Genomic DNA, 12,842 nt, shown 5'->3' with positions numbered 1-12,842 from the left:
CTATAGTGTGTCAGATGCTGCGGACACGAGGGCCTCTTCGACCCTTTCAATATTCGAACGCACGGTTGCTTTGGAGCGCGGGTGCAGGGTATTGACGTAACGGCGATACGCCACTGCGCGCAAGAGCAGCTGCTGTATGCCGGGAACCGACGCAAAGCGGGCAGAAATATCATCATCCACTGCGCCTGCGATGAGGCCATCCACCATGACCAGCGCGGCGGACCAGCCAACCGGGCGCGGTGCCGCGGAAGGTACGATATCGGTCAGCGCTGGCGGGTTCGCCCCAGAGAAAACCGTGGTACCCAGCACGTCCATGTGGGCGGTGACAAGTGGGAGCTGCGCAAGCTCAGCATCGGAATAGGCCTCGCCGCTCTCCTCCCACGCTGCCCGTTCTGCCCGTGCGAACACATCATCGCGCCGGTCCACCGTCGGCAACGGCGCCAACTCGAGCGCTTCATCAAGGCGCAGTGCCATCTGCGCAGTCTCATCGATGCGCCCCCGCAACTGCCCCTCCACGAACTGCGTGGCTTTCCACCCGGCAGCAGTGTAGCGCCCATCCGCCGTCAGCACCGGCCGGGCAATACGTGCTCCCGGCAGGCTGAGCTTCTCGCGGACCTTGGCGGACCAGCCAGTCCACGGCCGAGCCTCGGCGAAGACAATATCGCCCACGCGGATCCCGTTATCCCACGCAGGGCCCACAAGCTCACCCTGTGTTCGGCGCGGGTGAAACTCGGCGTTGAAAGCGGCAAGAACGGGCTCAGGTGGCAATGGCATGGGAAAACAATCCTTAGGTTTGGGGCGACCTACTCGGGCTTAGCGTGATCAGAATTAGCCGGGTTCGGGTAGGGCCACGGGTTCGGCTCGCACGTGACATTCTCGTCCGGATAAACCTCGTTGGGTTCCTTCTCAAAAAGCTTGGCGTTGTTCAAGCTCAGCGTTTGCTGCATCATGACCGGCGCGAGTTTACCGTCCCCGCCGCAGGGTTGATGGGCCGCAAAACCGATAGCGTGGCCAAACTCATGGTTGATCAGGTACTGGCGGTAGTTGCCCAAGTCTCCTTCAAAGGGCGTCGCGCCACGCACCCACCGAGACTCGTTGAGGTTGACCGCGGATTCCCCCGTAATGGTCGTGTGACAGGAGGTTTCTGATTCCAACTGCGCGCCGCACAACTTCGCCGTGGTTCCCAATGACGTCAGACGGATGTGCGTATCAGGGTTGTCATCGGCTTTGACGTGGATGAATTCAAAGTCACCGTTGGCCGTCCACCCGCGAGGGTCGGCCAGAGTGGCGTCAACAAGCGCAACGACAGCACCGTCCCCACCATATGCGGAGGTGTCGATGCCGTTTTCAATCTCAACGGAAAAGCGGATGGTTTGCTTGCCGCCCTGGCCCGCGTGCATGGTAGACGGCCCTGCATCGCGGTAGGTTTCCTCACCTTGCTCGGTGAAGTCACCGCCGGCGGGCAAACCATCCTTGGCGGCGGCCACCGCGCTGGCATTGGCGGGATCCGGCCCCTTACGCGAGGAGGCGGATGCGGCAGTGCTGCTTGCCGACGTCTCCCCTGCCGCCGTCACCTCCGCTTCCTGGGACGGGGAGCGGAAAACATCAACCAGCACCCACACAGTGATGACGACCATGACGGGGATCGCCACCACGCGCCACCAGCCGTACTCGCGCGCGAAGCGCTCCACCGCCGAAAGGCGCTGCGGGTGCTGCTTAAAATCCGCGGGATTCTCCATGGCCATTTAGGCTACCCGCTGAGCCAGCGCGCGCGTACTTAGCCCGCAAATCCGACGGTATGTGCGCGCGCAGTGCCGATTTCTACGTAAACAACTCGCTCAGTGCGCACGATGTAGGAGCGGCCCTTGGTGTCCTTCAATTCGAGGGTGGAGTTGTCTGCCAAGGCGTTGTTGATGGTCTGGGTCAGTTCTTCGCGCTCACCTTCCGCGTGAATAACCAGCTCACGGGCGGTATCGGCAAAACCAAACTTGATATCCATGTGGTGTGTCTCCCTTAAATCGTGTTCTTTAATCGGTGCCGTGAGAACTGCGCCCCGGCGCTCTAATGGCCCCACTATAGCCACGTCCTCTACTATCAAGGTGTGCTTGCCCCGAAATCATCCCGCGAATCCCACGAATCCCCTACCTTTGCCGAACTCGGCGTCGCTGTAGAGATCTGCGATGCCCTCGCTGACAACGGGATTACGCACACCTTTGCCATCCAGGAGCTCACCCTGCCCATCGCTTTGAATGGCCAGGACCTCATCGGCCAAGCGCGCACCGGCATGGGTAAGACCTATGGCTTCGGTGTCCCGCTGCTGGATCGCGTGTTCGATGACGCCGACATCCCGGAACTCGACGGCACTCCCCGCGCACTGGTCATTGCACCGACGCGCGAGCTGGCCATCCAGGTCAGCGGGGACCTGGAGCTCGCCGCCGCAAACCTTCCGCTCAGAGTGGTCACTCTGTGTGGCGGGCGCCCCTATGAAGAACAGATCAAGGAGATTGAGTCTGGTGCGGACGTCGTCGTCGGCACCCCAGGCCGTCTGCTCGATCTCTGCCAGAAGAAGCATCTCTCTTTCGACCACGTCAGCGTTTTAGTTCTGGATGAAGCCGACGAGATGCTGGACTTGGGCTTCTTGCCGGATATCGAGAAGATCCTCTCGCTCCTGCACGGCAACCCACACCAGACCATGCTCTTTTCCGCCACCATGCCTGGGCCCATCGTGACCTTGGCACGTACCTTCCTGGAAAAGCCGGTCCATATCCGCGCCGAGTCTGGTGACGCCCGGCAGACGCATGCCTCCACGCGCAAGGTCACCTTCCAGGCACACCGTATGGATAAGATCGCGGTCTTGGGAAAGGTCCTGCAGGCAGAAGGCCGCGGACGCACCATCATCTTCACGCGTACGAAACGCTCGGCCGCCGCCGTCGCGGACGAGCTGGCACAGCGCGGCTTTCGCGTGGGCGCGGTCCACGGCGATTTGGATCAAAAAGCACGCGAACGCTCGCTCGATGCCTTCCGGAAAGGCACCGTGGAGATTCTCGTGGCCACAGACGTCGCCGCTCGCGGCATCGACATTGACGATGTCACCCACGTCATCAACTACCAGGTGCCCGATGACCCGATGACATTTGTCCACCGCATCGGACGCACTGGTCGCGCGGGGCACACGGGCACGGCCATCACTCTCGTCGGCTACGACGAGCTGGGCAAATGGCAAGTCATCAACGATGAGCTCGATTTGGGCCAGCCAGAGCCACCGCAGTGGTTCAGCACCTCCCCGGAGCTTGCGGAAGCCCTCGATATCCCAAAGACGGTTGCTGACACCGTCGGCCCACCCACGAAAGTGCTGGGTGCACCGCGGCGCTCTCACTCACGTGGGGAGTCGCCGCGTGGAGGCTCACCACGTTCCTCCACAGCATCTGCCCGTGCCTCCCGCCGCACCCGTTCCCGCACGCGCAAGCCCCGCCAAGGAGGACGCCGATGAGCACCGAGCAGGGCCCGGAGTCCGCGAAGAAGCCAAGCTCTGCGAAGAAGGCTCCCATCTTGCGTTCCACCAAGGCAGACTGGCTTGCAGTGGGCGCGATCAGCGCGGTCTGTGCCATTGCTATTGGCGGCGCGGTGATTACGGCACCGATCCACAAGTCGGAGCTCACTCCCGCTGTCGATGCCGCGTCTGATGCCAAGACTCAGACTCTCGATACCGTCCCCAACTCCCTCACTGAAACCTTCAGCCTCCCCAACACTGTGGTGCCGGGACAGTCCCGCGCGATATCCACGAAGGAGATGCTGATAACCCATGACGGCGATACCCTCCGCGCTTCGGATACCTCCGGCGATACGGTCTGGACTTACCAGCGCCGCGATGCCGACCTCTGTTCGCTCGGCACGGCGTGGAACAAAGTCGTTGCCACCTATGACGCGGGAAATGGCTGCGGCGATGTGGTAGCCATCGATGCGGTGTCCGGCCAGTACTCAGATACCCGCAGCGCCCGTAATTCCGAGCAGGTGGTCCCCATTATGTCGAATGACCGCGTGGGGACCGTTTCCGCCGAGCGCGTAGAACTATGGCGCTCTGACCTGGTGCGCACTGTTGAATATGGCGATGTCGAAGCCAAGCAAGAACCGAACCTCCAGCCCCACGAAGACTGCGCCATCTCCTCAGCACTGACCCGCACCGAAACGATGGCCGTCACCGAATCCTGTCCGGATTCTCCAGACTCCACGTGGCTGCGCATCCAAAACGCCACACCAGAGGATGCGCGTTCGCCTGAAATCTCCAAGGATATCGAGATTGATAACCCAGGCGCGCGTCTCATTGCCTATGGTCAGGAGGCCGCTGCGGTCTTTCTGCCGGGCGATGCGCCACGTATCGTCTCCTATAACTTTGAGGGCGAAACGCTCTCCTCCACGGACGTGGAGCCATCGAAGGCCATCACGAATTCCGCTTCCCCCTTCGCCCCTGCGGTCGCTGATCTGCCCCACCACATGACGTGGTTCGACGGCGAACGTCTTTATCTCTTTACCCCAACCGAGCTCAAAGTGGACCATGTTCTGGAGCAGGCAGTTGGCACCGGCATCGCCGTCGGCGAGCGGTTACTGGTGCCCACGGAGGAAGGGATCGACGTGGTGGACTGGGCTACCGGAAAGACCGAGCACAGCATTCCCGTCGACCGTGACGGCTATAACGGTCCAATTTCGCTGACTCTTGCGGGCACTGTCATCATCGAGCAGCGTGGAAACACCGCCGTGGCGCTCACTGCCTCTTAACTTCTTAGTTGTTTAAGAAACAGCTTGCCTAGAAGTGGCTTTCAGCCCATTGCGCTGCCTCAGGGCGCACCATGAGCAGGTAGAGCACCAACGCTGCGCTGGCCAGCGTCACGGCGCCGAGCGCTGCTGAGCCTCCGCTGAACATCTGGAAGGCGATGGCACCCAAAATAAACTCCACGAGCACGATAGCTCCGCGGCCCCAGCGCTTGCCCTTAACAAAGGCCCACGAGGCGACGATGACAAAGCCGAAGACGATAAAAATGAAGATGGCCGTCCCTAGGCCGACGAAGCCCGTCGCCCCAGAATCGGACACCATGGAGTCGTTCTCAGCACCGGTTAGCTCACGGACGATGAGGAAGATTCCGAAGATAATTACCGCGATGGACTGGAGCACGGCGATGCCGGCAGCCGCTACCACCGTTCCCGGGGGACGGCCTCCCTCAGTTTGGGCAGGCGTGGTCGAGGACTGTTTCTGCTTCTTATTCACGGAGATTTAGTTTACTTCTCAGCCCTGTACTTAGGACGACTCCACGCCATTACCCCGCGCGCACCCACATGCTTCAGCCTAATCCTCCTCCGCCGCGGTGTTCCTCGGCTTCCTCCATCCGTAATTTCGGGGGCAGAGGGATGAACCCGGATTTGACGCGATCCAGGTCACCACACTCACCACCTTACCCTCATCACCGCAGGTGGAAGCATTTCTGACAGGGTTCTTACAGGGGCCAACCCATAACAATCATATGAATTGACGGAATTTATTTAGTGACTTTGGACACTTTTCGGCCTCTACCCCTAGCGGGGAATGAGTAAACGTGTCATTATTCTCAGGTAGCAAAAACAACGAGCTGTTAAATCAGTTCTTAACTCGGAGAAAACTCCAAGTTAACCAAAAGTGAACCATGGCGGCGGCGACGCTGGCCCCAACTCAAGACAGGGCCCCACTGACCGCAGACCAGTTCACTTAAACCCCGTAGCACTCGGAACAGTTCACTGCCGTGAACTGCCCTTGGTGCGCCTGCTTTCATCTACTGCTGTCAAAAATTTGTTAGGAGATTTCAATCATGGATTGGCGCCACGAAGCTGTTTGCCGCGACGAAGACCCGGAGCTCTTCTTCCCTGTCGGTAATTCCGGCCCTGCACTCACCCAGATCGCTAAGGCCAAGCTGGTCTGCAACCGCTGCCCGGTCGCTTCCTCTTGCCTCAAGTGGGCCCTCGAGTCCGGCCAGGATGCCGGCGTGTGGGGCGGCCTCTCTGAGGAGGAGCGCCGCGCTATCAAGCGCCGTAACCGCAGCCGCGCTCGCGCCCGCGTTTCCGCTTAAGAAACCCACAGTAGGCGCACCCCCGATTAACACCTCGGCATACCCTGCCGCTACAGTTGAATGAGTTCATTTCCCTTTAACAGAAGGAGCATACGATGAGCAAGCGTGGCCGCAAGCGCAAGGATCGCCGTAAGAAGCCCGCTAACCACGGCAAGCGTCCTGGCGCATAACGTCAGTAATTTAGGGCTCGTTTCTTCCCCTCACGAATCGAGGGAGGGAACGAGCCCTTTTGCATATCCTGAGCCGGTTTTAGGCGCTCGAGGCCCTATCCCCAGGTAATCTCAGTCCGCGTAATCTGCACGCTAATGCGCTGGCGCAGTGACTGAGGTGCGACCTGTCCCCCACAGCATTTGCGCACGAGTGCGCGGACTACTTCTTCGCTCTCGACGCGCTGCTGACAGGTATCGCACTGCGCGAGGTGCTCGCGGATTTCCAGTGCTCGCGCATAGCTCGTTGATTCATCGAATAGCTCCCGAAAGAGCGCTTCAACCTCCGGAGAGTTACACGCACCGCAATTGCGTCCTGTTGCGCGTTCCATTACTTCTCCTCCATCTCTGGGTGGTTGCGACCAATGCCTTTTTCTCGTGCTACGTCCTTCAACGCCGCACGAAGCAATTTTCTTCCGCGGTGGAGGCGGCTCATGACCGTCCCCAACGGAGTGCCCATCACTTCTGCGATTTCCTTATAGGCCAAACCCACCACATCCGAGTAGTACACCACCATGCGGTAATCCTCCGGCAGGTCATTCATGGCCTCGGAAATCTCCGAATCCGGCATCTGCTTGAGCGCTTCGACCTCCGCTGATTCCAAACCCGTGGAGTCATGTCCGGACGTGGTATACAGCTGAAAGTCACTAAGCTCATCCGCTGAGGATTCCACTGGGCGGCGCTTGGCCTTCCGGTAGGAGTTGATGTAGGTATTCGTCATGATGCGGTACAGCCACGCCTTCAAGTTCGTCCCCTGTTTGAAGGAATCGAAGTTGCTAAAGGCCTTGAGGTAGGTCTCTTGGATCAAATCCTCCGCGTCTTGCGGGTTGCGCGTCAGACGCATCGCTCCGCCGTAAAGCTGGTCCAGCAAGGGCAAGGCTTGCTCCTCAAACAACCGCTGTTTCTGAAGCGTCTCGCTCGTCGTTTCTGTGGCCATACCGACCATCCTAGCGCTCAGGACTAGGGTGGTTTATATGTCCAAGAAGACCCCGCGTGCCGCTACCCCCGCTCTCAAACTCCTCGAAGAGGCAGGTATTGACCACCACGTCTCCGCCTTTGATGGCGGTCGCGAAAACTTCGGCGAGGCAGCCGCTGCGGCCCTCGACGTTACTCCTGAGCGTATCTTCAAAACCCTCGTCATTGATCTGAGCGCCGGCAAAGGCCCCAAACGCCAACTCGCCGTCTGCGTCCTTCCGGTCACACACCAGCTCAGTCTCAAGAAGGCCGCCGCAGCTTTCGGTGCGTCCAAGGCCACAATGGCCGCGCCTGCCGACGCCTCCAAGTCCTCCGGCTACATCCCCGGCGGCATCTCCCCGTTAGGGCACAAACACGTCCTGCCCACTGTCGTTGACGCGACCGCGCTGCTCTTCGATACCATCTTCTTCTCCGGCGGCAAGCGTGGCCTCGACATTGAGATGAATCCGAAAGATCTCCCCCGCGTGCTGGAGCTCTCCTTCGCCGACGTGCTCGCCGACTAGCCTCTCGTGCACTAGAACAAGGCAGTGGCCGGTGGTTCGTCGATAAGCTCTGCGTAGTCGTTGCGCACGTTGCCCACCGCGGGGTCGGCCGGGCGTGCCTGAAAGCCGCGCACAGAGCTCGGCTCCAGCAGCGCCTCCCCCGCCAGCCAGGGCGCGATTTCATCTGCAGTTAGAAACTTGGGCAAGCGGTGGTGCAGCCACGCCATCTCTTCCGTGGCATCCGTGGTCACCATCGTGGCCGAGAGCCTCTCCAACCCCGTGGCCCACAAACCAGCCGCCCACAGCAGGCCATCGGGCCCGGTCACATAAAAGGGCTGCTTCTTGGCCTTCTTATCCCCACCGGCTTTCCACTCGTAGTAACCATCCAGCGGGATAACGCAGCGCTGTGCTTTGAAGGCATCCCGGAAGGAAGGTTTCTGCGCCACAGTCTCCGCGCGGGCATTAAACAGCGGTGGGCCGTCGAGGTCCTTCTTCCAGTGCGGGATAAGCCCCCAGCGCGCTGGCTCCACGCGAACGGTCTCCTCCGCAACCCGCACGATGGCGATGGGCTGGGTCGGAGCAATGTTATAGCGTGCCGGCGGCAGGCCTTCCGGCGCATGAACTTCCGTAATGGATTCCCACGCTCCGACTTCCTCCAGTAGGGACTCGGTGAACAGAACAAATCTTCCGCACATGCCCTTTATTATGGACTACATGTCTGCTTTCTGGTGTGCTCCCCAACCCGCCGGCCCGTTGTCCTGGACTCAGGAAGTTCCCGGGTCAAAGTCGATGACCAACCGCGCCCTCATCCTCGCTGCGTTGGCCGACTCACCTTCTATCATCTACAACCCGCTGGTCTCCCGCGATACTGACCTGATGAAAGAAGCTTTGAAGGCCATGGGCGTAGGTATCTCCGAGTGGGGACCGCACCTGCGCGTGACGCCGGGCCAGCTCCACGGCGCGACCGTCGATTGTGGCCTGGCTGGCACGATCATGCGCTTCTTGCCTCCGGTGGCAGCGCTGGCCGATGGGCCCGTTGTCATCGACGGTGACCCTTATGCCCGCAAGCGCCCCATGTCCACGATGACCATGGCCTTGCGTGAGTTGGGCGTCGACATCGAAGGCGATAGCCTGCCACTTAGCATCACGCCCCATGGCATTCCGGAGGGCGCCGAAGTCACCATTGATGCCTCCGCTTCTTCCCAGTTCGTCTCCGGCTTGCTCCTGGCCGGGGCGCGCTACCGCAACGGCATCAGCGTGCGCCACGAAGGCGGCACGGTCCCTTCCCAGCCCCACATCCTGATGACCATCGGCATGTTGCGTGATGCCGGCGTGCATGTGGTCGCGGGCGAGGATAATTGGGTCGTGCGTCCTGGAAAGATTGACGGCCGCGAGTGGTACATCGAACCGGACCTGTCCAACGCCACACCGTTTTTGGCTGCCGCGGCCGTCGCCGGCGGCAGCGTGAACATTCTGAATTGGCCGGAGGAAACGACCCAACCAGGTGATGCTTTCCGCGGCATCCTGGAGCACATGGGGGCACAGGTTGAGTACGTCCCGCAGGCACCTCACCGAGATCCCTACCTGCAGGTCACTGGCCCGCAGGAGGGTCTAGCAGGCCTGCGCGGCATCGATCTCGATATGGGAGATATCGGCGAGCTCACCCCGACCGTAGCCGCGCTGTGCGCGCTGGCCTCAACGCCGTCAACCCTGACCGGCATCGCGCACCTGCGCGGCCATGAGACGGACCGTCTGGCGGCCCTCGCTACAGAGATTAACGGCTTGGGCGGCAACGTCACTGAGCTTGACGACGGCCTCCGCATCACCCCTGCCCCACTCCACGGCGGCCAGTGGCACTCCTACGCCGACCACCGCATGGCCACCGCTGGCGCCATCATTGGCCTGGCAGTCGACGGTGTCGAGGTCGAAGACATCGACACCACCTCCAAGACTCTGCCCGGCTTCGCCAAGATGTGGGAGGCCATGATCCATGGCTAGGCGCGCGAGCAGCTACGACGAATCTGATGTCCGTATCCGGCCGGGCAAAGGGTCGCGCCCCCGCACGAAGGACCGTCCGAAGCACAAGGATGCCAAGTTCGGCATGGTCATCACCAAGGACCGCGGGCGCTGGGGAGTTGCCCTTGATAATGATGGCCCAGTCGTCACCGCTATGCGCGCCCGCGAGATGGGCCGCACGCCCGTCGAGGTCGGTGATCGGGTCGGCGTCGTGGGCGATACTTCTGGTAAGAAGGACACCCTCGCGCGCATCGTGAAGCTAGAGGAGCGCACTTCCGTCCTTCGGCGCACCGCGGATGACACAGACCCTTATGAGCGCATCGTGGTGGCGAATGCAGACCGCCTGCTGATCGTGAGTGCTGTGGCGGATCCACCGCCGCGCTCCGGATTCGTGGAGCGTGCTCTCATCGCGGCCTTCGCCGGCAATATCCAGCCGGTCCTGTGCCTGACGAAGACCGACCTCACCGACCCCACTCCGTTCGCCCAAGAGTTTGCGGACTTGGATGTCACCGTGGTGGAAGCTGGCGTGGACGATGGACTGGAGCAGGTCTGTGCCGCAATTGATGGACATGTCACGGCCCTCATCGGCCACTCCGGTGTGGGTAAATCAACCTTGGTCAACCGGCTCGTCCCGGATGCCAACCGCGAAACCGGCGAAGTCTCCGCCGTGGGCAAAGGCCGCCATACATCGACGCAGTCGGTGGCGCTGCGACTGCCGGCGGAAGGAAGCACCCCGCATGGCGGGTGGATCATTGATACCCCAGGCATCCGCTCCTTCGGCCTAGCCCACATTGATGCGGAAAACGTCATTGAGGTCTTCGATGATCTTGCCGAAGCGATTGAGGATTGCCCGCGTGGCTGCACGCATGCCGGGCCACCCGCGGACCCCGAATGCGGGTTGGACCTCAGCATAGAGGAAGGGACAGCTTCTGCACGCCGCCGTGATGCGGTTCGCAACCTGCTGGCTTCCCTGCGCACCAACGTCGATTGGGCCTAAGGCCTAAGGGCCTTACTCCTAGCGCAGGAAAGGCCTTAGGCGCCCTAACGGGGCCTAGTTTTAAAGCGGAAGCATTGCTGCCAGCTGCGGCGGCAGGACGGTCTTAAGGAAGGGGCCAGCCGCGCGGAGGACCATCAGGATCACGGCTAAGCCGCCGGTAACACCGAGGATAACGGCTCCGCCGGTATCGATATTGGAGGAAGTGTTGGCACCGCTCGCCTCCCTCTTATTGAACTCTTCCTTCTTCGCACAGGCGTTGAGCGCCTTGATGTACTCCGGTGCGATGACACGGAAGGTGTCTACCACTGCAATGTTGTTCTTGGCGCGCTTGACGGCGTTCTCATCACCGAACTCGACCTCCGCCTCGTAACCTGCCAGTGCACGGAAGAGCTCTTCCGACTGGTCCTCTACGGCGCGAGCACGCTTCTCCGCGTCCTTGGGCGAAATCTTAAGGCCATTCTTTAGCAAGCTGCTGTCGACATCATTGGCCTTCGACTCCGCATTCTTCAGGTCGCTGGCTTCCTCCTCGCTCAAGGTGATGGTGCACTTCTCATCCTTGATGGTGGTGCTTACCGCGCCCGCCGTGGGGGCTGCGACACCACCGGCAAGAACCGCAACCGACAAGCTGGAAGCAGCAACTACGCGGCGAAGGCGAGAGGAAGACATACTGAGGAAACCTTTCGATCGAGCTAAAGTTTTACCCCCGCAGATTATCAATAATTAGCCCAACTTGGGCAGGTAATCACCAAACTCCTTGTAGGCGGCGAAGCCAATGCTGATGATGCCGAAGAGGACGGAGATAATGACGGCCGCTGGACCCTGGGATGAACCTTCCAGGATGCGCAGCCACGGGGTCGTGGGCTTCACGGCCATATCAGGGTCTGGGTTCCCAGGTTCCGGCTTGCTGCGATCCGCGTGCACCTGCGCGATCGGTGCTGCAGGCTCCTCTGCGCCGGCAACTGGTGCGGCGACAAGCGCAGCGGTGCTCAGGGCAGCGGCGGTGACAAGGCTAGCAAGACGGGATCTCTTCATGGTGGTGCTCCTTCTAAAGCGATGGCGTTAGAGGCTTAGACTAGCACCACGCGTGAGGCACCGGTGATTATTTCCCAGTAGATCCTTAGAGAAGCTCCACGAGGATGGGTAGTTCGGTGGGGTCATAAAATGCCATGAAATTGTCCAAAGCATCACCCACTGCGAGCTCAGCGTCCTCATCTCCGAGGTCAGCGTTGTCGATAGCGTCTATAGCCTTGGCCGTAGCGGCTTCGGATTCCTCGATATCCACGTGGATAGCCTGCAGGTTAGCCTTCGTGATCGTGGCAGGGTTGAGGGCCACGACGGGCTCACCCATGTCTGGCTTCGGAGTCACCACGGACTCATCCACGTCGACGGAGATGACCACGCGTCGGTGGGGAAACTTTTCTTCGTCCCCGATAGCCAGCAGGCGCAATGAAGCCATGGAAGCTTCAAGGAAGGCAGAGTACTCAATTTCTTCCTCGTCGCCTTCGGTATAGAACTCACGCAACGCGGGTGTTAGCGCAAAACCCCAACCACTGCGTGCGGCGAGCTGGCCGGTCTCCTCAAGCTCAGCCAGCATGCCGAAGGTAGCCGGCAGGAAGACGCGCACATCCTTCGACACTTAGAACTCACCTTCAATGTCGAAGACTGCCTGAACCTCAACGCTCGTGCGGTCGAAGACCGTGTAGAGCATGCCCACCATGCCGTTCTCCACAGCAGCGCGCACGTTAACGATGGAATCATCCACCATGACGCAATCATTAATCGGCAGGTCAATAGCATCTGCCGCGGCTTGGAAGGCAGCACGGTCCGGCTTCTCAGCGCCAACCTCGCCAGAAAGCACCACGGCATCCACGATGCCGCGGTATTCCCACTCTCGAATGTGCTCCGCACCTGGGCCGCCCGGATCGTTGGAAAGGATAGCGGTGGCAACTCCGTTGGATTTCGCGGCGGCGAATAGTTCCCGCCAGCGCTTGACGTCCTCTTCGGTGCCGTCAAGCACGCCTACAAAATCGACGATGAGTCCACGCATATTATCTACCCTTCGCATTGAACTGTG

At 60.7% G+C, this 12,842-nt stretch carries 18 protein-coding genes; 7 read left to right on the top strand and 11 right to left on the bottom strand.

Annotation, left to right across the window (positions count from 1 at the left end):
- The 3 genes from HMPREF2996_RS06800 to HMPREF2996_RS06790 are packed head-to-tail and all read right to left on the bottom strand — an operon-like array spanning position 1 to position 1,999.
- On the bottom strand, positions 1–774 hold the full coding sequence (locus HMPREF2996_RS06800) for a hypothetical protein (protein WP_070644095.1): 774 nt from the start codon (positions 772–774) through the stop codon (positions 1–3).
- Positions 775–803: 29 nt separating this feature from the next.
- Entirely contained in the window at positions 804–1,745 is a 942-nt protein-coding gene (locus tag HMPREF2996_RS06795) for a DUF3152 domain-containing protein (RefSeq protein WP_070644098.1), read from the bottom strand.
- 32 nt (positions 1,746–1,777) lie between these two features.
- Positions 1,778–1,999 (bottom strand): DUF3107 domain-containing protein, encoded by a 222-nt coding sequence (locus HMPREF2996_RS06790; RefSeq protein WP_012714903.1) that lies wholly within the window; start codon positions 1,997–1,999, stop codon positions 1,778–1,780.
- Between the two features lie 102 nt (positions 2,000–2,101).
- Here HMPREF2996_RS06790 and HMPREF2996_RS06785 point away from each other — a divergent pair, with 102 nt between their 5' ends.
- Together HMPREF2996_RS06785 and HMPREF2996_RS06780 are read left to right on the top strand one after the other, a co-directional pair.
- Entirely contained in the window at positions 2,102–3,490 is a 1,389-nt protein-coding gene (locus tag HMPREF2996_RS06785) for a DEAD/DEAH box helicase (RefSeq protein WP_070644101.1), read from the top strand.
- Positions 3,487–4,773, top strand: a complete 1,287-nt coding sequence (locus tag HMPREF2996_RS06780) for an Rv3212 family protein (RefSeq protein WP_070644103.1) — start codon at positions 3,487–3,489, stop codon at positions 4,771–4,773. The genes HMPREF2996_RS06785 and HMPREF2996_RS06780 overlap by 4 nt, the downstream gene beginning before the upstream one ends.
- A 28-nt stretch (positions 4,774–4,801) precedes the next feature.
- Here the strand turns inward: HMPREF2996_RS06780 and HMPREF2996_RS06775 are convergent, their stop codons facing one another.
- Positions 4,802–5,260 (bottom strand): hypothetical protein, encoded by a 459-nt coding sequence (locus HMPREF2996_RS06775; protein ID WP_070644105.1) that lies wholly within the window; start codon positions 5,258–5,260, stop codon positions 4,802–4,804.
- 574 nt (positions 5,261–5,834) lie between these two features.
- On the opposite strand from HMPREF2996_RS06775, the gene HMPREF2996_RS06770 reads away from it, so the two are divergent.
- Complete coding sequence (locus tag HMPREF2996_RS06770; protein ID WP_042529827.1) at positions 5,835–6,092, top strand: WhiB family transcriptional regulator; 258 nt, start codon at positions 5,835–5,837, stop codon at positions 6,090–6,092.
- 95 nt (positions 6,093–6,187) lie between these two features.
- A complete protein-coding gene (locus HMPREF2996_RS13105; RefSeq protein WP_371325741.1) occupies positions 6,188–6,262 on the top strand; it encodes a 50S ribosomal protein bL37 in 75 nt (24 codons plus the stop codon).
- Between the two features lie 95 nt (positions 6,263–6,357).
- On the opposite strand, the gene rsrA is transcribed toward HMPREF2996_RS13105, so the two are convergent.
- Both rsrA and HMPREF2996_RS06760 read right to left on the bottom strand, forming a co-directional pair.
- Positions 6,358–6,630 carry a mycothiol system anti-sigma-R factor gene (gene rsrA / locus HMPREF2996_RS06765; protein ID WP_070446136.1) on the bottom strand — a complete coding sequence of 91 codons (273 nt, stop codon included), beginning with the start codon at positions 6,628–6,630 and terminating at the stop codon, positions 6,358–6,360.
- Positions 6,630–7,235, bottom strand: coding sequence for a sigma-70 family RNA polymerase sigma factor (locus tag HMPREF2996_RS06760; RefSeq protein ID WP_049156090.1), 606 nt, complete (start codon positions 7,233–7,235; stop codon positions 6,630–6,632). The genes rsrA and HMPREF2996_RS06760 overlap by 1 nt, the downstream gene beginning before the upstream one ends.
- Before the next feature lie 37 nt (positions 7,236–7,272).
- On the opposite strand from HMPREF2996_RS06760, the gene ybaK reads away from it, so the two are divergent.
- Positions 7,273–7,776 carry a Cys-tRNA(Pro) deacylase gene (gene ybaK, locus HMPREF2996_RS06755; protein WP_070644108.1) on the top strand — a complete coding sequence of 168 codons (504 nt, stop codon included), beginning with the start codon at positions 7,273–7,275 and terminating at the stop codon, positions 7,774–7,776.
- A gap of 11 nt (positions 7,777–7,787) precedes the next feature.
- On the opposite strand, the gene HMPREF2996_RS06750 is transcribed toward ybaK, so the two are convergent.
- Positions 7,788–8,450, bottom strand: a complete 663-nt coding sequence (locus HMPREF2996_RS06750) for an SOS response-associated peptidase (protein WP_070644111.1) — start codon at positions 8,448–8,450, stop codon at positions 7,788–7,790.
- Between HMPREF2996_RS06750 and aroA the strand changes: the two genes are divergently transcribed.
- Positions 8,449–9,753, top strand: coding sequence for a 3-phosphoshikimate 1-carboxyvinyltransferase (gene aroA, locus HMPREF2996_RS06745; protein WP_070644114.1), 1,305 nt, complete (start codon positions 8,449–8,451; stop codon positions 9,751–9,753). The genes HMPREF2996_RS06750 and aroA overlap by 2 nt on opposite strands.
- On the top strand, positions 9,746–10,768 hold the full coding sequence (gene rsgA / locus HMPREF2996_RS06740) for a ribosome small subunit-dependent GTPase A (protein ID WP_070711159.1): 1,023 nt from the start codon (positions 9,746–9,748) through the stop codon (positions 10,766–10,768). Before aroA ends, rsgA begins: the two co-directional genes overlap by 8 nt.
- Positions 10,769–10,828: 60 nt before the next feature.
- Here the strand turns inward: rsgA and HMPREF2996_RS06735 are convergent, their stop codons facing one another.
- The 4 genes from HMPREF2996_RS06735 to HMPREF2996_RS06720 all read right to left on the bottom strand — a co-directional run bounded on the left by HMPREF2996_RS06735 (position 10,829) and on the right by HMPREF2996_RS06720 (position 12,815).
- A complete protein-coding gene (locus tag HMPREF2996_RS06735) occupies positions 10,829–11,434 on the bottom strand; it encodes a hypothetical protein (protein WP_070644119.1) in 606 nt (201 codons plus the stop codon).
- Between the two features lie 54 nt (positions 11,435–11,488).
- The gene (locus HMPREF2996_RS06730) at positions 11,489–11,800 is read right to left on the bottom strand and encodes a hypothetical protein (RefSeq protein ID WP_070446152.1); all 312 of its coding nucleotides are present in this window, start codon (positions 11,798–11,800) and stop codon (positions 11,489–11,491) included.
- Between the two features lie 85 nt (positions 11,801–11,885).
- Positions 11,886–12,392: a DUF6912 family protein gene (locus tag HMPREF2996_RS06725; protein WP_201829629.1), complete on the bottom strand. Its 507-nt coding sequence runs from the start codon at positions 12,390–12,392 to the stop codon at positions 11,886–11,888.
- Positions 12,393–12,404: 12 nt separating this feature from the next.
- Positions 12,405–12,815, bottom strand: coding sequence for an HAD-IA family hydrolase (locus HMPREF2996_RS06720; RefSeq protein WP_010189184.1), 411 nt, complete (start codon positions 12,813–12,815; stop codon positions 12,405–12,407).
- Positions 12,816–12,842 lie beyond the last annotated feature (27 nt).

It is taken from the genome of Corynebacterium sp. HMSC066C02 (assembly GCF_001814945.1).
In the GTDB taxonomy this organism is placed as follows: Bacteria; Actinomycetota; Actinomycetes; order Mycobacteriales; family Mycobacteriaceae; genus Corynebacterium; species Corynebacterium aurimucosum.
Note: the sequence above shows the minus strand (reverse complement) of the source record. Positions and strands in the feature narration are given on the sequence as shown.